Source organism: Mycobacterium farcinogenes (genome assembly GCF_019739075.1).
Lineage (GTDB): Bacteria > Actinomycetota > Actinomycetes > Mycobacteriales > Mycobacteriaceae > Mycobacterium > Mycobacterium senegalense.
Map to the genome: position 1 here is coordinate 4200053 of NZ_CP081673.1, position 17000 is coordinate 4217052.

13 protein-coding genes are annotated in these 17000 nt (G+C 66.8%); 5 read left to right on the forward strand and 8 right to left on the reverse strand.

Going from position 1 to position 17000, the window contains the following annotated elements:
- Positions 1-176: 176 nt before the first annotated feature.
- Positions 177-1766, forward strand: coding sequence for an amino acid permease (locus K6L26_RS20000; RefSeq protein WP_085140032.1), 1590 nt, complete (start codon positions 177-179; stop codon positions 1764-1766).
- A 1-nt stretch (position 1767) separates the two neighbouring features.
- On the opposite strand, the gene K6L26_RS20005 is transcribed toward K6L26_RS20000, so the two are convergent.
- Positions 1768-5094: a DEAD/DEAH box helicase gene (locus tag K6L26_RS20005; protein WP_221851297.1), complete on the reverse strand. Its 3327-nt coding sequence runs from the start codon at positions 5092-5094 to the stop codon at positions 1768-1770.
- Between the two features lie 97 nt (positions 5095-5191).
- On the opposite strand from K6L26_RS20005, the gene K6L26_RS20010 reads away from it, so the two are divergent.
- Together K6L26_RS20010 and ngg are read left to right on the forward strand one after the other, a co-directional pair.
- Positions 5192-6997, forward strand: coding sequence for an N-acetylglutaminylglutamine amidotransferase (locus K6L26_RS20010; RefSeq protein WP_221851299.1), 1806 nt, complete (start codon positions 5192-5194; stop codon positions 6995-6997).
- Positions 6994-8799: an N-acetylglutaminylglutamine synthetase gene (ngg, locus tag K6L26_RS20015; RefSeq protein ID WP_019347762.1), complete on the forward strand. Its 1806-nt coding sequence runs from the start codon at positions 6994-6996 to the stop codon at positions 8797-8799. Before K6L26_RS20010 ends, ngg begins: the two co-directional genes overlap by 4 nt.
- Positions 8800-9052: 253 nt before the next feature.
- Here ngg and K6L26_RS20020 read toward each other — a convergent pair whose 3' ends face one another.
- The 4 genes from K6L26_RS20020 to map form a co-directional block, all read right to left on the reverse strand.
- Positions 9053-9616, reverse strand: a complete 564-nt coding sequence (locus K6L26_RS20020) for an alpha/beta fold hydrolase (RefSeq protein WP_019346781.1) — start codon at positions 9614-9616, stop codon at positions 9053-9055.
- 63 nt (positions 9617-9679) lie between these two features.
- Positions 9680-10354: a hypothetical protein gene (locus tag K6L26_RS20025; protein WP_221851301.1), complete on the reverse strand. Its 675-nt coding sequence runs from the start codon at positions 10352-10354 to the stop codon at positions 9680-9682.
- Between the two features lie 9 nt (positions 10355-10363).
- A complete protein-coding gene (locus K6L26_RS20030; RefSeq protein WP_085140035.1) occupies positions 10364-11863 on the reverse strand; it encodes a cobyric acid synthase in 1500 nt (499 codons plus the stop codon).
- A 10-nt stretch (positions 11864-11873) separates the two neighbouring features.
- Positions 11874-12731, reverse strand: coding sequence for a type I methionyl aminopeptidase (map, locus tag K6L26_RS20035; RefSeq protein WP_019346784.1), 858 nt, complete (start codon positions 12729-12731; stop codon positions 11874-11876).
- 113 nt (positions 12732-12844) lie between these two features.
- Here map and K6L26_RS20040 point away from each other — a divergent pair, with 113 nt between their 5' ends.
- Positions 12845-13225, forward strand: coding sequence for a PaaI family thioesterase (locus K6L26_RS20040; RefSeq protein WP_019346785.1), 381 nt, complete (start codon positions 12845-12847; stop codon positions 13223-13225).
- 2 nt (positions 13226-13227) lie between these two features.
- On the opposite strand, the gene K6L26_RS20045 is transcribed toward K6L26_RS20040, so the two are convergent.
- The 3 genes from K6L26_RS20045 to K6L26_RS20055 form a co-directional block, all read right to left on the reverse strand.
- Positions 13228-13815 carry a DUF1707 SHOCT-like domain-containing protein gene (locus K6L26_RS20045; RefSeq protein ID WP_036389900.1) on the reverse strand — a complete coding sequence of 196 codons (588 nt, stop codon included), beginning with the start codon at positions 13813-13815 and terminating at the stop codon, positions 13228-13230.
- 23 nt (positions 13816-13838) lie between these two features.
- Positions 13839-15662 (reverse strand): penicillin-binding transpeptidase domain-containing protein, encoded by a 1824-nt coding sequence (locus K6L26_RS20050; RefSeq protein ID WP_064898807.1) that lies wholly within the window; start codon positions 15660-15662, stop codon positions 13839-13841.
- Positions 15663-15753: 91 nt separating this feature from the next.
- On the reverse strand, positions 15754-16362 hold the full coding sequence (locus K6L26_RS20055) for a TetR/AcrR family transcriptional regulator (RefSeq protein WP_064898805.1): 609 nt from the start codon (positions 16360-16362) through the stop codon (positions 15754-15756).
- A gap of 75 nt (positions 16363-16437) precedes the next feature.
- Between K6L26_RS20055 and K6L26_RS20060 the strand changes: the two genes are divergently transcribed.
- Positions 16438-16998, forward strand: a complete 561-nt coding sequence (locus tag K6L26_RS20060; RefSeq protein WP_085140037.1) for a peroxiredoxin-like family protein — start codon at positions 16438-16440, stop codon at positions 16996-16998.
- The last annotated feature ends 2 nt before the right edge of the window (positions 16999-17000 follow it).

The window sequence follows — 17000 nt, forward strand, 5'->3', positions numbered from 1 at the left end:
ACCCCTGTGGGCTTCGGTGGCCAACCTGGCGTCCAGCCGACCATTGCATTGGCGATGACGTGATGATCGTGCCCCGATTTAGCATGATTGTCACGTCCAAAAGGTAGGACAGCAGACCAATAACGCTCTATTGTCCGTGTGCAGACCGCCCACCGCCCTGCACATGAGGAGCCGCCATGCCCGAGGGGCACGAAGATCTCACCGAACACCTTTCCGACGACGAACAACATCTCGCCAAGCTTGGGTACGTCCAGGAACTCTCACGGTCCTGGTCCGGATTCTCCAACTTCGCGATCTCCTTCTCGATCATCTCGATCCTGGCGGGTTGCTTCACCTCGTTCGGGCTCGGCTGGAACAACGGCGGCCCCGCCGCCATCGCCTGGGGCTGGCCGATCGTCTCGGTGTTCATCCTGATCATCGGGTTCTGCCTGGCCGAACTGGTCTCCGCCTACCCCACCTCGGGCGGGATCTATTGGTGGGCCGCCAAACTCGGCGGACCCAAGGCCGGCTTCTACACCGGCTGGCTCAACCTCATCGGCCTGATCGCGATCCTGGCGTCGGTGTCCTACGGCAGCGCGACCTTCCTGGACCTCACCCTCGGGACATTCAGTGAATCTTGGCTCGCCGGCTACAGCCTGACCCGGGTGTTCATCATGTTCCTGATCATCCTGGCGGTATCGGCGGTAATCAACATCTTCTCGTCACACCTGCTGGCCGTCATCAACAACGTCTCGGTGTGGTGGCACGTCGCCGGCGCGACCGCGGTCATCGCCATCCTGTGGCTGCTGCCCGAGCAACATGCCAGTGTCTCCGACGTTTTCGCCAAGACCATCAACAACTCCGGCATCTTCTCCGGCTCCACATCCGGTTGGGGCTTCCTGCTGTTCGTACTGCCCATCTCGGCGATCCTCACGCAGTACACGATCACCGGATACGACGCGTCGGCGCACCTGTCCGAAGAGACCAAGAGCGCGGCCAACGCCGCCGCGAAGGGCATCTGGCAGTCGATCTTCTACTCGGCCATCGGTGGCTGGATCTTGTTGCTCTCGTTCCTGTTCGCGGTGCAGAACTCCGACGAGGTGTCCGCCAACGGCGGCGCAGTAGCAACGATCTTCACCCAGGCGCTGGGATCCAAGTGGGCCGGAGTGGTGCTGCTGATCGCCACCGCCGGTCAGCTGTTCTGCACCACTGCCTGCCAGACCAGCGCCTCGCGCATGCTGTTCGCCTTCAGCCGCGACCGCGCCGTCCCCGGACACCAGTTGTGGTCGAAGGTCAATGCCACCCGGGTGCCCGCCAACGCCGTCATCATCACCGCAGTGATCGCGGCGATCATCACGCTGCCCGCCATCGTTCCGGTGAAGATTCCCGTCAACGGCGTGGAAGTTCCCTCGCCGGTGGCGTTCTACGCCGTCGTCTCGATCGGCGTGGTCGGGCTGTACCTGTGCTTCGCGGTGCCCATCTATTACCGGTGGAAGGCCGGCGACTCCTTCGAGCAGGGCAAGTGGAACGTCGGTGACAAGTACAAGTGGATGGCGCCGATAGCCATCGTCGAGATCATCGTCACCTCGATCATCGCGATGTTCCCGACCTCCCTGGGCGGCATGCCGTGGGATCCGAGCTTCCAGTGGAAGTTCGTGAACTACACCCCACTGCTGGTCGGCGGTGTGCTGGTGCTGCTGTTCGCCTACTGGCACGTGTCGGTGAAGCACTGGTTCACCGGTCCGATCAAGCAGGTCGACGCCGCGGCCGCAGAACTGCAGAGCTGAATCACCCGAGCAGTTCGCGGATGTCGGAGGCCGAGATGGCCGAGCCGAACAGATCCCCGTTGTCGACCACGGCGTCGAACAGGGCCCGCTTGCGGTCCTGCAGCGCCACCACTTTCTCCTCGATGGTGTCTCCAGCGACCAGACGGTAGACGGTGACCGGCCGGGTCTGCCCGATGCGGTGGGCCCGGTCGACAGCCTGAGCTTCGGCGGCCGGGCTCCACCACGGGTCGCACAGGAAGCAGTAGTCGGCGGCGGTGAGGTTGAGTCCGAATCCGCCGGCTTTCAGGCTGATCAGGAACACCTGCGTGGCGCCCGCACCGAACTCCTCGATGGCGCTGGCCCTTCTGTCGGAGTCGACCGATCCGTCCAGGTAGCTGTAGGCGATACCCGCCGAATCCAGATGTGACCGGACGATGCCGAGGAATCCGGTGAACTGGCTGAATACCAGCGCGCTGTGACCCTCGGCAACCAACTGATCGAGTTGCTCGACGAGGAAGTCGATCTTGGCCGAACCCACCGAACGAGCGGAGTCGTCGACCAATCCGGGATGCAGACTGAGCTGCCGCAGCAAGGTCAGCGACCTGAAGATCTGGAACCGGTTCTTCTCCCAATCCCCCAGCAGACCCAGCACCTTCTGCCGCTCGCGAGCCAACCGTGTGTCGTAGATCTTGCGGTGCTTGGCGTTCAGCCCGATGGTGAGCACCTGCTCACTCTTGCTCGGAAGCTCGCTGATCACCTGGCTTTTCGTGCGACGTAACAACACCGGTTTGATCCGCCTGCGCAACACCTGGAGCAGCTCGGGCGCCTGACCCGATTCGATGGGCTTTCGGAAGTAGGTTTCGAAGACCTTCGGAGACGGGAAGATCCCGGGCACCGTGATCGAGAGCAACGACCACAGTTCCATCAGGTTGTTCTCCATGGGCGTGCCGGTGATGGCCAATTTGAACGGCACGTCGAGCAGCCGGGCGGCCTGGTGCGTCTTGCTGTGGTGGTTCTTCACGAACTGCGCTTCGTCGAGAACCATTCCGGCCCACTGGATTTGTGAATACGCGGCAACATCCATGCGCAGCAGCGTGTAGGACGTGACGACGATATCCGCCTCGGCCACCTGTTCGGCCAATCCCACGGCTGCCCGTGCGTCGGTCGAGGTCACCACCACGGCGTTGAGTCCAGGGGTGAACTTCTGGCATTCGGCCACCCAGTTGCGCGCCACGCTGGTCGGCGCCACCACCAGGAACTTGCCCGCGCCCCCGGACACGGCACGGGTGATGAGCGCCAACGTCTGCACGGTCTTTCCCAGGCCCATATCGTCGGCGAGCACCCCGCCGATTCCGTTGTCCCACAGGAACGACAACCAGTCCAGCCCGTCGCGCTGGTAGTCGCGGAGTTCGGCAACGAGCCCCGCAGGCGGGTCGACGGGCACCGGAGGACGGGCCGCGGCCAGCCGCGCCAGGTTGGCCCGCCACCGGGCGAGCTGATCGTCGACGACACCGAGCTCGAGCAGTTCGTCCCACAGGGTGATGTTCAGCGACGCGGCGTTGACCCGGTCCCCGTCGATCTCGCCGAGTGCCCGCGCCTCGTCGAGCAACGCCCTCAACCGGACCAGCTCAGGTGTGTCCAACCGAAAGTAGATTCCCGACGGCAACAACATATGCGTTGCGCCTGAAGCTAGTTCACGGATGACGTCGGGCAGCGCCACGGTCTCACCGTCCACGCTCACCGTGACGTTCAGGCTGAACCAGTCGCCCGGGCCAGAGGTGTCTCCGGAGAACGACACCACCGGATCGGCACCCGCGGCTCGGTACCGGCTGTCGGCATCGACGATCAGATCTGCGTAACAGTCCAACTGCGGCAGGGTGTGGTCACACAACACCGCGGCCTCCACCGCGGTGAGATCGACCCCGCCCAGCAGCGTGCGCCGGGACGCCACCGAGACCGCATCCACAGCGCTGGCGGCGTTGACGATGGCCCGCAACTCGTGGACGGCCTCCGCGTCGAGCGTTGTGGAGACCCACCGGTTGACATGTTGCGAGGCTTGACGTTTCCAGTCATGTGCGGCCGCTGCCACCGCCTGCAACGCGGGCAGCACCCGCTGCCAGAGCTCCTCCTCGGCCGCCGCATCGCGGTACCCGATCAGCCCGGCCGAGGACAACGGGTCGAAGTCGTGATGCTGATCGTTGACCTCATACCGCGTGCTCCAGAAGACCCGCGCCCCACCGTCGACGACCTTGACCGTCAGCGCCGGTCTGGGACCACTGATGGTCGGCGGGACGAACAGGCCCTCGGCGACTTCCAGGTCCACGGTGCCGGCCAGGCGCGGCAGGATGTCTACCGCGAGTTCGCGTCCCATGTCGGCCGGGATGTGCACCTGTTCCCGGTGCCCCAGCAGTTCGGCCATGGTGCGGCCCGGCACCGGATCGAAGGCGCCCAGGCGCAACACCGAATCGACAAGTTGAAACATCCCGTGCGGGGCCGGCATCCCGATCAATCCGACCCCCTCGGGGTCACTGTCCTGCCCGTCGACGATCAGCGCCACCGACATGACCGCACCGCCGCCGCCCGCTGCCGCGAAGTCCAGCCGCAGATGGACGTTCTTGACCAACTCGACCGCACTGATGCCGCCGGCGGCGTCGGCCAGGACGGTCACCCCGACATCCAGCACCTCGGCCAGCCGGGGCCACAGAGTGGCCGGCATGCCGTTGAGAACCATCGCGTCGCCGCCGCGCGGCTCGGAATAGCGCACCACCTCCGACACCAGCGCCCGCACCGCCCGGTACTGGTCGCGATCGAACTCGCCGGGGTCGGGATGGTCGGCGAGGCGCCGCCAGGTCAATGCGCGAGTGATCCAGGTACCCCGTTTGCCGAGGCTCAGCGGGCGTAGCAGCAGCGACGTACCCGGGCGGTAGCGGGTCGGGCCGCTCACCGAGAATTCCAGCGCGATCGGTTTGCCACCGCCCTCAGGCACCGCGACTTCGTCGAGCACCTTGCCGAGCACGTAGCGCCAGCGCTCGATCGGCGGCTGCGCCGGGTCGGCAGGCACAACCGTCAACACCAGGGCGACCGCATGTTTGCAGAACGACCCGACCGGGCATGAACACAAAGCCCAGTCGACGACGGGCCGACTTCCCGGCGAGAGCCCGACCTCAAGGACGTACAACTGACCATGCGAGCCCACACACCGTCCGCGCACCAAGCGCTCGACGGGATCGAACTCGGCGTCGCGGACGCGGCCTTCGGCGGCGTAGCGTTCACCCCGGACGGTTGCCTGCGCGCCGAAATCGCGAATCAGCTCGTCACGGGCTATCGCGAAGCCGAATCCAGGCCTCATATGAGGAGAATAGGGCCACCTTCCGACATGTCCTGGTCACGCACTCGACACACCGTCGGTGGCGCACCTTCTCCGGATCCTGTGTAGGGTCGAACTGATGTGTGGAGCCGGCGGGGAGGTGCGTCTCGATGGCCGGACACCGGATATTTCAGCGGTGTCGGCCATGGCAGACGCGATGGCACCCAGGGGTCCGGACGCGGCCGGTGTGTGGTCGCAAGGCCGGGTCGCACTGGGTCACCGCCGCCTGAAAATCATTGACCTGACCGAAGCGGGCGCCCAGCCCATGGTCGATCCCGAACTCGGATTGACCGTTTGCTGGAACGGCTGCATCTACAACTACCAAGAGCTGCGCCGAGAGCTGTCGGGACATGGGTACCGCTTCTTCTCGCACAGCGACACCGAGGTGCTGCTCAAGGCCTATCACCACTGGGGTGACCGGTTCGTCGAGCACCTGATGGGGATGTTCGCGTTCGCGATCGTCGAGCGCGACACCGGCCGGGTGCTGTTGGGCCGCGATCGGCTGGGCATCAAGCCGCTGTACATCACCGAGGACAACCATCGGATCCGGTTCGCCTCATCGCTGCCGGCGCTGCTGGCCGGCGGCGGTGTCGACACCCGCATCGACCCGATCGCGCTGCACCACTACCTGACGTTCCACTCGGTGGTGCCGCCTCCGCTGACCATCCTGCAGGGCATCAAGAAGGTGCCGCCGGCGTCGGTGGTCGCGATCGAACCCGACGGCAGCCGGCACACCACGGTGTACTGGTCGCCGGACTTCACCCGCCACGCCGATCGAGCGGACTGGTCGGAACGGGATTGGGAGGACGCGGTACTGGAGTCGCTGCGGCGCGCGGTCGAGCGCCGACTGGTGGCCGACGTACCGGTCGGATGTCTGCTGTCCGGCGGTGTCGACTCTTCCCTGATCGTCGGGCTGCTCGCCGAGGCGGGACAGCACGGTCTGTCCACGTTCTCGATCGGTTTCGAGTCTGTCGGCGGGGTGGCCGGTGACGAGTTCAAATACTCCGACATCGTCGCCGAGCATTTCGACACCGACCATCATCAGATCCGCATCGGCACCGACCGTATGCTGCCCGCCCTCGACGGCGCGATAGCCGCCATGAGCGAACCCATGGTCAGCCATGACTGCGTGGCCTTCTACCTGCTCAGCCAGGAGGTCGCCAAGCACGTCAAGGTGGTGCAGTCCGGGCAGGGTGCCGACGAGGTGTTCGCCGGCTACCACTGGTATCCGCCGATGGCAGAACCGGGCGCGGCCGACCTCGCAGGCTCGGTGGCCAGCTACCGCGGGGCGTTCTTCGACCGCGACAGCGCGGGGGTGAGCGCGCTGATCAGCGACGCCTACCGGGCCGACGGCGATCCCAGCGGGGTGTTCGTCACCGATCACTTCGCCGCGGCGGGCGCGCAGACCGGCGTGGACCGGGCGCTGCGGCTGGACACCACGGTGATGCTGGTCGACGACCCGGTCAAGCGCGTGGACAACATGACCATGGCGTGGGGCCTGGAAGGCCGCGTGCCGTTCCTCGATCACGAGCTCGTCGAGCTGGCTGCCACCTGCCCTCCCGGCCTCAAGACCGCGTACGGGGGCAAGGGCGTGCTCAAACAAGCTGCACGGCGTGTGATTCCGGCAGCCGTGATCGATCGGCCGAAGGGATACTTCCCGGTCCCGGCGCTGACCCACCTCGAGGGGCCGTATCTGGACATGGTCCGGAATGCGCTCTACGCGCCGGAAGCCAAGGAGCGCGGCCTGTTTCGTCCCGAGGCCGTCGACCGGTTACTGGCCGATCCGAACGGCAGGCTGACCCCGCTGCGGGGCAACGAGTTGTGGCAGATCGCGCTGCTGGAGTTGTGGTTGCAGCGCCACGGTGTGACGGGGGCTGCGGCGTGACGGCAACTGACCATGACGCGTCGGCAGCCTCGGCAGGATCTGGTCACACCGATCACGCGGACCACACCGAGGCGATCACACTTGGCCTTCACGATGCCTCACCGCAACACCTCGTCGATGCCATGGCTGATGACGTGGTCCTCGAATTGGGCTGGGGCCGGCTGATTTTCGGGCAGACCTTCGCCGATCCCGAGCAACTCGCCGAGGTGCTTCAGCAGGAAGGCCCCGGCCGCCGCGACATCTGCATCTACGCCCGCGAGTCGCACGTGCTGGTCGCCCGGTCTCCCGCCGAGTTGTTCATCGATCCGAGCCACACCTACCGGCTGCGGTTCACCGACGAGCTCGCGGCGGCCGAACCGGTCGGGTTCACCGTGCGCACCCTGCAGACACCGATGGACGCCGACGCGATGAACCGGGTGTACGTACGGTGCGGGATGGTGCCTGCCCCCGTCGACGTCATCTGGCACAACCACACCCTGACGCCCGCGGTGGTGTATCTGGTTGCGGTGCGCGACGACGACGGCTCCGTGGTGGGCACCGTCACCGGCGTTGATCACAAACGGTTGTTCGCCGATCCGGAAGACGGGTCGAGCCTGTGGAGCCTGGCGGTGGATCCGGCGGCCGGACTGCCCGGCGTCGGCGACGCACTGACCCGCACCCTGGCCGGGATCTTCCGCGAACGCGGCCGGGCCTACCTGGATCTGTCAGTGGCCCACGACAACTCGGCCGCCATCGCGCTGTACGAAAAACTGGGTTTCCATCGGGTCCCGGTGCTGGCCGTCAAGCGCAAGAACGCGATCAACGAGCCGTTGTTCACCCATCCGCCCGAGACGGTCGACGATCTGAACCCGTATGCGCGCATCATCGCCGACGAGGCGATGCGCCGCGGTATCCGGGTCGAGGTGCTCGACGCAGGCGCCGGCGAGATGAAGCTGTCGCACGGTGGCCGCAGCGTGATCACCCGAGAGTCACTGTCGGAGTTCACTTCTGCGGTAGCCATGGCCCGCTGCGACGACAAACGCCAGACGAGGCGCATCGTCTCCGACGCCGGCATCACGGTCCCCAAGGGCCGACTGGCCACCTTTGACCACGAGGACCACGAGTTTCTGGACGAGGTCGGCGACGTGGTGGTCAAGCCCACCCGCGGCGAGCAGGGCAAGGGCATCACCGTCGGGGTCGATGGCAGCGAGGAACTCGACGCGGCGCTGCACCGGGCCCGCGAGCAGTACCCGGAGGTACTGATCGAGCAGCGCGCCCCCGGCGACGATCTTCGGCTGGTGGTGATCGACGGCAAGGTGGTGGCCGCAGCCATCCGCCGACCCGCCGAGATCGTCGGCACCGGCAAGCACACCATCGGTGAGCTCATCGAGACCCAATCGCGCCGCCGGGCGGCGGCCACCGGCGGGGAGTCACGAATCCCTATCGACGACGTCACCAAGGGCACCGTCGCCGAGGCGGGCTGGTCCTTCGATGATGTGCTGCCCGAGGGCGAGCGCCTGCGGGTGCGACGTACGGCCAACCTGCATCAGGGCGGGACGATCCACGACGTCACCGCCGAGGTCAATCCCGAGCTGTGCCGGGTCGGTGTGGCCGCGGCCGAGGCGATCGGCATCCCCGTCACGGGCATCGACCTGCTGGTTCCCGATGTGACGGGCCGCGAGTACGTCTTCATCGAAGCCAACGAGCGCCCGGGCCTGGCCAACCACGAGCCGCAACCCACCGCGGCCGCGTTCGTGGATTTCCTGTTCCCGCAGCAGCCGGGTTTGCCGCAAGCCTGGAAGCCTTCGGAGGCGGCTGACTGAGCGCCCGCGCGAAGGCAGGCCGCCGACCCGACAACATCGCGGCGGCTGACTGAGCGCCCGCGACTGTCACTCCAGCGTGGCACTCGGCGCCGGAAGCCACTCCAGCGTGACAACGGGTGTGTGCGGGCCGCCCGCCTACTGGCAGTCGCCACTCCAGCGTGACACTGGGCAATGAGCGCCACTCCAGCGTGACAAACCGCGGATGATCACGGGCGCTCACCCGTCATAGAGCGGGATCGAGCCGAAGCGCCGGTCACCAACTGCTGGTGCGCAGCACGATCTCGGCCGCCAGCTGGGCCGTCGAGTCACCGGCGTTACGTCTGCCCGCGATCTCCACCAGCCGGAAGTCGCCGTACACGTAGCGCTGGCTGGCTTTGGCGACGGCGCGTGCTGCCGGGGAGCTGACGAGCACGGTGGTGTTCATCTCGACCGGCGGGCATCCGTCGTCGCGGATCGTCCCGGTGGCATCGGCGACGCGGGGATGTCCGCGATCCACCACCACCAGACCGATGAATTTGTCCAGCCTGGTCGCCGCCAATTCCCAGGCCAGTTCTCCGCCGAGGCGGTCACCGACCAGCAACGCCCATTTGATGTCGAGCGAATCGAGTATCCCGACCACCGACTTGGCGGTCAGCCGCGGATCGGGGCCGATGATCACCGTGCGCAGCGAAGCGGTGTGCAAGCGCCGGCAGATCGGCTCGTATGCGGCCGGCCCGTGGTGGCCGGCGCTCAGCACTACCACGGTGGAACCCTTCTCAGGTCCCGAGACGTCGACGGGTGTGGTGAATCCGTCGATCGTCGCGACGGTGGTAAGCATTCGGACAAACTACCGTCCAGTAGCGACGGGCGGGCCGAAATTGGCATTGTCCTGACGGCCGCGTCAGCGGGTGGACACACGTTCGGCCTGGGCACCGAAAACGTCCAGAAAAGTCTGCGGTAATGCGCCTTTGGCGGCGATCGACGGGTCCTGCGTGGGGAAGGCGATCCCGAAAACCGCCCAGCTGCCGACGTTTTCGAAGGCGAAGAAGATGCTCTGCTCTTGCCCGCCCAGCTGCATCGTCTGCTGATAGGCCAACGCCGACGCCCGCGGGACGTCCAGCTTGGTGGTGGTCATGGGGATGCCCTTGTCGGCCGGGTCGAAGTAGGTGGAGAACTGTGCGCACCGCTGCGCCGTGGCGGCCAGCTTGTCCAGCGGCAGCGGCGACGCGGTCACCGTCAGTACGATGCGTGCCCCGTCGTAGGCGGCGATGATCTGCGCGGCGCTGCCTGGTCCCCGCTCGACGGATTCGGCGATCACCCTTGTCAGCCCGTCGCTGCATCCGGCCGGGATTGAGAGCATCGGCGGCGGTCCACCCGATCCCCCGGGTCCTGCGCCGTCATCGATGACCCGGTCGACCTGCACGCCCGGTGGGAAGTCGGCGGGTGTCAGGAACACCTTGTCCAAGGTGGCGCCGGGCCACGTGGGCGTGCCGGAGATCACCGGCGCACAGCCCGACAGCGCGAGGAGAGCGACCAACCCGACCGAGGTTGCCACCCAGCGATGGCACCGACGCATCTGCCCAGGTTACTGGGCCACGCCGGTCAGTGCAGTGCTCATGGTGGGCCGGGTAGGGGCCCCGTGCCGCACGAGTTCCATCACGGCGGCGATATCCAGGTGGGCGGCCAGCAGGTCGGCCATGCGATCCAGCTGGGCATCGCGCCGACCCGGCACGTCGGTGTCGTCAGCAACCACGAACCCCGTGCGGCCGGCGCTGTCGGCGACCTCGGTGAGCCAGTCCCGGCGCAAGCGGTCGTTGTCGAGCAGACCGTGCCAGTGGGTGCCGTAGACGGCGCCACGGCGCAGCCCGACCCCGAGCCAGTCGTCGGCCGCCGCACGGGTCACCTGGCCGTGATGAATTTCGTAGCCCCACAACGGCTTTTCCCAGTGCCGCAGGGTCTTGTCGACGGCGAACTCGATGTCGGCGTCGAGCAGGTCAAGACCTTCGACGGGTTCCGGGCTCGAGGATTCGACCGTGTCGTGGATGCGACGGCACAGCATTTGGAACCCGCCACAGACTCCCAGCACCGGCCGGCCCTGCGCGGCGTGGGTGAGGATGGCATCAGCCAGACCGCGTTGACGCAGCCAGCCCAGATCGCTCACGGTGGCCTTGCTGCCGGGAATCACCACGAGATCGGCGCCGGCCAAGTCGGCGGCATCGGCAACCCATCGCACCACGACGCCCGGTTCACAGGCCAGGGCCTCGACGTCGGTCGAGTTCGAGATTCGCGGCAGCCTGACCGCGGCGACGGTGAGCGACTGGGTCCCGTGAGGAGCTTGCGGTGTACCGACCACGCCGCCTGGGCGAACCGACACCGAATCCTCGGTGTCGAGCCAGAGTCCGTCATCGAACGGGATCACCCCATAGGTGGGACGTCCGGTCAGCTCGAACAATTGATGCAGGCCGGGTTCGAGCAGCGCCGGATCACCGCGGAATTTGTTGACGACGAAACCCGCGATGAGGGCCTGGTCCTCGGGCCCGAGGACGGCCACGGTGCCGTGCAGGTGGGCCAGCAGGCCGCCGCGGTCGATGTCGCCCACCACGATGACGGGCAGATCGGCGGCGCGGGCCAGCCCCATGTTCGCCAGGTCGGTGGCGCGCAGGTTGATCTCCGCCGGCGAGCCCGCGCCTTCGCAGATCACCACGTCGAATTCAGATCTCAGTGAGGCCAGTTCCTCGGCGACCACCGCGGCCAGCCGGTCACGATGGGTGAAGTAGTCGCCTGCGGCCACCGTTCCGGCCACCTGACCCCTGATCACCAGCTGTGATGTGCGGTCTCCACCGGGCTTGAGCAGGATGGGATTGAACCGGGTGCTGGGCGCCAGCCCGGCGGCCCGGGCTTGCATGGCCTGAGCCCGGCCGATCTCACCGCCGTCCACGGTGACCGCCGAGTTGTTCGACATGTTCTGCGCCTTGAACGGCGCGACGGACATGCCTTTGCGGCCCAAGAGGCGGCACAAGCCGGCCACGACCATCGACTTGCCGGCGTCGGAGGTGGTGCCGGCGACAAGTAGTGCCCCGCTCACGGTCGCAACGTCACGGCAGGGTGAGGATCTCGGCGCCGTCCTCGGTGACCACCAGGGTGTGCTCGAACTGTGCGGTCCACTTGCGGTCCTTGGTCACCACGGTCCAGTCGTCGTCCCAGATCTCGTAGTCCAGCGATCCGAGGTTGATCATCGGCTCGATGGTGAAGGTCATGCCTGGCTCCAGCACCGTCTCGACCGCGGGCTGGTCGTAGTGCAACACCACCAGACCGTTGTGGAACGTGGTGCCGATGCCGTGGCCGGTGAAATCGCGTACGACGTTGTAGCCGAACCGGTTTGCGTAGGCCTCGATCACCCGGCCGACGATCGACAGCGCGCGCCCGGGCTTGACGGCCTTGATGGCGCGCATGGTCGCCTCATGGGTGCGCTCGACGAGCAGTCGATGCTCCTCGGAGACGTCACCGGCCAGGAAGGTGGCGTTGGTGTCGCCGTGAACGCCGTCGATGTAGGCGGTGACGTCGATGTTGACGATGTCGCCGTCCTCGATCACCGTGGAGTCCGGGATGCCGTGGCAGATCACCTCGTTCAGAGAGGTGCAGCAGGATTTGGGAAAGCCTTTGTAGCCCAACGTCGACGGGTAGGCGCCATGGTCGATCATGTACTCGTGGGCGATGCGGTCGAGCTCGTCGGTCGTGACGCCGGGAGCCACTGCCTTGCCGGCCTCGGCCAGGGCCGCCGCGGCGATCTGGCCGGCGACGCGCATCTTCTCGATCACCTCGGGCGTCTGCACCCAGGGCTCACTCCCCTCGCGCACCGTCGGCTGCCAGGCATACTCCGGTCGCGGAATCGACTTGGGAACCGGCAGGGTCGGTGAGAGCACACCGGGGCGCAGGGCGGTACGAACTGGCATGCGAACAGCTTAATCGCCGGCACACCTGCCGAGGCGTTGCGGAGGCCACCGGAGAGCGCCCCTCTCATGAAGCGGTAATGGTGTTACCGTACGGGGGTGATTGAGGCACGGCGATGACCGAAACCGTCCACGTCCTGCAAATGCTGGATTACCGCGAGGTGGAGTCGGGTCCCGACCGGCTGGTCCTGGAAATGGACAACCGGCCGGACCTGGCCAACGTGCGCGGCGCGCTGCAGGGCGGGCTGGTGGCCACGCTGATCGATATCGCCGCCGGGATGCTGGCGGGCAATGCCTCCGGAGTCGGCTATGACGTGACGACCGCCGACCTCAACATCCATTTTCTGGCGCCCATCATGGGCACCGCCCGCGCCGAGGCCAAGGTCGTGCGGGCCGGCAAACGACTCATCGTGACCTCGGTCGATGTCACCGACGTCACCCGCGATCGACTGGCCGCCCGCGCGACCCTGACATTCGCAGTGCTCGAGCCGCGCTGACGTCAGGACCGGCGCAGCGTCAACTTCCAGTTCCGGCGCGGCCCGCGAATGTCGACAGAACCGCACACCACCTTGCCGGTGAGGATGATGTGCGGGGTGCCCTCGGCCGGTGCGTCGCGGCGGTGATCATCTGCGCTGCCCACGATCACCTCGACGTCATCGATCGACGCGCTGGCCCCGTCAGGCAACCGGATCTCGACAGACCCGAATTTCATGTCCAGCTCGATGACCACCATCGGTCCGGCGAACCGGGCGCGGGTCAGGTCCAACTCAACCGAGCCCATCCGACGGACCAGCGCGAGCCGGGTCGGGACCGTCCATTCGCCCTGGCGCTTGAGCGACCCGAGCACGCCGCGCAACTCGACGCGGTCGGTGGCGGTGGTCACAATGGCACCAGGTCCGGGCAGGTCGCCGACCAACGCGTCGAGATCCGAATGCAGGCGGGCCCGCGACACCATCGCGGAGCGTTCCTCGAACTCGGCGATATCGATGAGCCCGAGCGCGACGGCGTTGTGCAACCGCCGCAATGTGCCGTTGCGATCGGCATCGGAGACGCGCAGGTCCACGGATTGTTCGTTGATCCCTGTCATGGCAGGTTCAACGGTACCGCCGTTCACGCCAGATAGGCCGGGGGCAGCCCTTCGAACATGGTCTTGCACATGCGCACCGCGTACTCCGAACTGCCGCCCCCGACGATGAGCGCCGCAAACGCCATGTCCCCGCGATAGCCGGCGAACCAGGAATGGGAACCACCCATGAACTCAGCCTCGCCGGTCTTCCCGCGCACATCGCCGAGCCCGTTGAGATCCTTTGCCGTGCCGTTGGTGACCACCAGGCGCATCATCGGGCGCAGGCCGTCGACCATCTTCGGGCTGATCGGGGCGCCCGCGCGGTCGACCATGGTCTGGCGGCCCTCGATGAGTTGCGGCACCGGCGTCCTGCCTGCTGCCACGGTGGCGGCGGCCAATGCCATCCCGAACGGGCTGACCAGCACCTTGCCCTGACCGAATCCGTCCTCGGTGCGCTCGGCCAGGTCCACCGTCGGCGGCACCGAGCCGGTCAGCGTCGAGATCCCGTCCACCTGATAGTCGGTGCCGATGCCGTAGCGCGCCGCGGCCTGGGTGAGACCGCGCGGCGGCATCCGGCTGGCGAGTTCACCGAAGGTGGTGTTGCACGAGTTGGCGAACGCCCGCGACATCGGCACCATGCCGAGATCGAACGCGTCATAGTTCGTGACGGTCCGATGCCCGATGTCGAGCGTCCCCGGGCAACCCAAAAGCGTGTTGGGAGTAGCCATGTCGCGTTCGATGGCTGCCCCCGCAGTAACCATCTTGAACGTCGAGCCGGGTGGGAACTGACCCATGGTCGCGAGCGGACCGACGGCGTCAGCGGCCCGGTTCTGCGCCACGGCCAGGATCTCGCCCGTGGACGGCTTGATCGCGACGATCATCGCCTGCTTGCCGGTGGTGTTGACCGCATTCTGCGCGGCCTCCTGCACGGCTCGGTCGAGGCTGATGGTGATGGACGGCGCCGGATCGCCTGCCACCTCGTTGAGCACGTCGACGTCGACGCCGTTCTGGTTGACCGTGACCACGCGCCAGCCCGGCTGACCGTTGAGTTGGTCGGCCACGGATTTCTTGACTTCGTTGACGATCACCGGGGCGAAAGTTTCGTCGGTGGGCAACATTTCGGGTTGCGGGGTGACGACGACGCCGCGGAGCCGGCCGATGGCTGGCGCGATGCGGTCGTTGTCCGCCTGCTTCAGCGTGATCAGGCTCATCGGTTGCGCTGACGCACTGGCCTGTTCGGCGAGCAGTTGGGGATCACCCAGTGTCGGGTCGAAGCCGCGCAGGGCGTCGGCGACGGCCCGCGCTGTCGGCATCAGCGCGGTGCCGGCTGCCCTGGCATCCAGCGCGTAGTGATAGATGTAGCCGGGCACCAGGACGTCGGTGCCGCCGCGCTCGTTGACCGAGGCGCGCCGCGGCGCATCGGCCCGCAGAGCGAAGGTCTGGTGCTCGCCCAGTCTCGGGTGCAGCCCGGTGGCATTCCACCGCACCTCCCACCGGCCCTCGTCGCGAATCATGTTGAGCTGACCGTCGTAGGTCCAGGTGCGGTTCTTCGGCAGATGCCACGTGTACCGGTAGCTGACGCTGCCCGTGTCGCCGGCGTACTTCGAACCCATGATCTGGGCGTCGAGGCCGGTGGCCTGCAGCCCGTTCCACGCTTCGCTGAGGGCGGTCTTGGCATCCTCGGGCCGGTCGGCCAGCTGCGCGGCGGCAGCGGTGTCACCAGTGGCCAGTGCGGCAAAGAACCGCTCCGCCGCGGGCTCGGGCCCGTCGGGCCGCGGCGTGCAGGCGCTCAGCGCCGTCGCCCCGAGGACCACTACGAGTGCGAACAGTCCTGTGGTCCGTGTGACTGATGATGTTTGAGTTGCCATTGAGGCTGATGTTAGAAACGTCGACGCCGGATCCGGCGGAGGCGCACCGAGATAGAACCGAGACTGTGGTGAGACCAACCGGTTGCCGGCGTCAGACCTGGAGCGCACGCAGCAGGATTTCGAGGCCGCGGCGAAACTCCTCGTCCGGTTCGATACCGCTCGCCACCGCTGCCGTCTCCGCCAGCAAGGGATATTCATTCGCCGGCAAACTCGCCAGAGCGCTGGTTCCCGGCCCGGCCAGGCTTCCCAACATCTCGATTTCCAGCGCCCCGAAAATGTAGGCGAGCAGCGCCCGGAACGCGTAGACCCGTCGCTTCCCGTCGTAACCGGCTGCGGTGAGCACAGCGAGCACCGATTCTCCCCAATTCAACGACGCGGGCGAACGGTGCCGATGCGTGAGTATCAGCGGCGCCACCGCAGGATGCCGCGCGGCCGCGGCGCGCACCCGATCCGCGAGTTCGGTGAGCTGGTGGCGTGCCGAACCGCGAGACGGGACGGGATCGACCCCGTCGAGCACGAGGTCCACCACCATCGCTTCGAGCTCGTCGCGATCGGCGACATACCGGTACAGCGACATCGTGCCCATACCGAGTTCGCGGGCAACAGCGCGCATCGACAGGCCCTCCAAGCCGTCGGCATCGATCACCGCCAGCGCAGCGGCGGCTACCTGGGCTTGGCTGAGTGAACGTGGGCGTGGCATGACGATTGACAGAGTACACCGTACGCCTATAACGTCGACCGTAGGCGTACATCGCACGCTAATCGAGGAGAAGCCATGATCCCATCCACCTGCCCCGTTCCACCCGAGATAGTCGATGGAAGCCAATTCGTCAGCGTCACAGGCGAACACGTCCCGGTACCGGATCCGGACAGCATGGTCCATCTGCAGTTCAGGCGCTTCGCGGGTTGTCCGATCTGCAATCTGCACCTGCAGTCGTTCGTGGCCCGGCACGCCGAGATCCGTGCCGCCGGTATCCGCGAGGTGGTCTTCTTCCACAGCCCTGCAGTCGAATTGGCACAGCACACAGCCGATCTGCCGTTCGCCACAATCGCCGATCCAGACAAGGAGGTCTACCGGCGGTTCGGCGTCGAATCCAGCCCCCGTGCCCTACTCGATCCCCGCAGCTGGCCGGCGATCGTCCGGGGCGGCGCTCTGACCGTGCGCGGACGATTCCGCGCCCCGGCCGGCAGACAGGCCGGTGGACGGCTCGGACTACCCGCGGATTTCCTCATCGCCTCGAACGGCGCCGTGCTGGCCGCGAAATACGGTGCCCACGCGGACGATCAATGGTCCGTCGACGATCTGCTGGAACGGGCCGCCGCAGCCCGACCGTGACC

Bases quoted from the DNA above. Each gene is read 5' to 3' on its own strand.
- K6L26_RS20000 (WP_085140032.1), top strand. From the start codon at position 177: ATGCCCGAGGGGCACGAAGATCTCACCGAACACCTTTCCGACGACGAA.
- K6L26_RS20005 (WP_221851297.1), bottom strand. From the start codon at position 5,094: ATGAGGCCTGGATTCGGCTTCGCGATAGCCCGTGACGAGCTGATTCGC.
- K6L26_RS20010 (WP_221851299.1), top strand. From the start codon at position 5,192: ATGTGTGGAGCCGGCGGGGAGGTGCGTCTCGATGGCCGGACACCGGAT.
- K6L26_RS20020 (WP_019346781.1), bottom strand. From the start codon at position 9,616: ATGCTTACCACCGTCGCGACGATCGACGGATTCACCACACCCGTCGAC.
- K6L26_RS20025 (WP_221851301.1), bottom strand. From the start codon at position 10,354: ATGCGTCGGTGCCATCGCTGGGTGGCAACCTCGGTCGGGTTGGTCGCT.
- map (WP_019346784.1), bottom strand. From the start codon at position 12,731: ATGCCAGTTCGTACCGCCCTGCGCCCCGGTGTGCTCTCACCGACCCTG.
- K6L26_RS20040 (WP_019346785.1), top strand. From the start codon at position 12,845: ATGACCGAAACCGTCCACGTCCTGCAAATGCTGGATTACCGCGAGGTG.
- K6L26_RS20045 (WP_036389900.1), bottom strand. From the start codon at position 13,815: ATGACAGGGATCAACGAACAATCCGTGGACCTGCGCGTCTCCGATGCC.
- K6L26_RS20050 (WP_064898807.1), bottom strand. From the start codon at position 15,662: ATGGCAACTCAAACATCATCAGTCACACGGACCACAGGACTGTTCGCA.
- K6L26_RS20055 (WP_064898805.1), bottom strand. From the start codon at position 16,362: ATGCCACGCCCACGTTCACTCAGCCAAGCCCAGGTAGCCGCCGCTGCG.
- K6L26_RS20060 (WP_085140037.1), top strand. From the start codon at position 16,438: ATGATCCCATCCACCTGCCCCGTTCCACCCGAGATAGTCGATGGAAGC.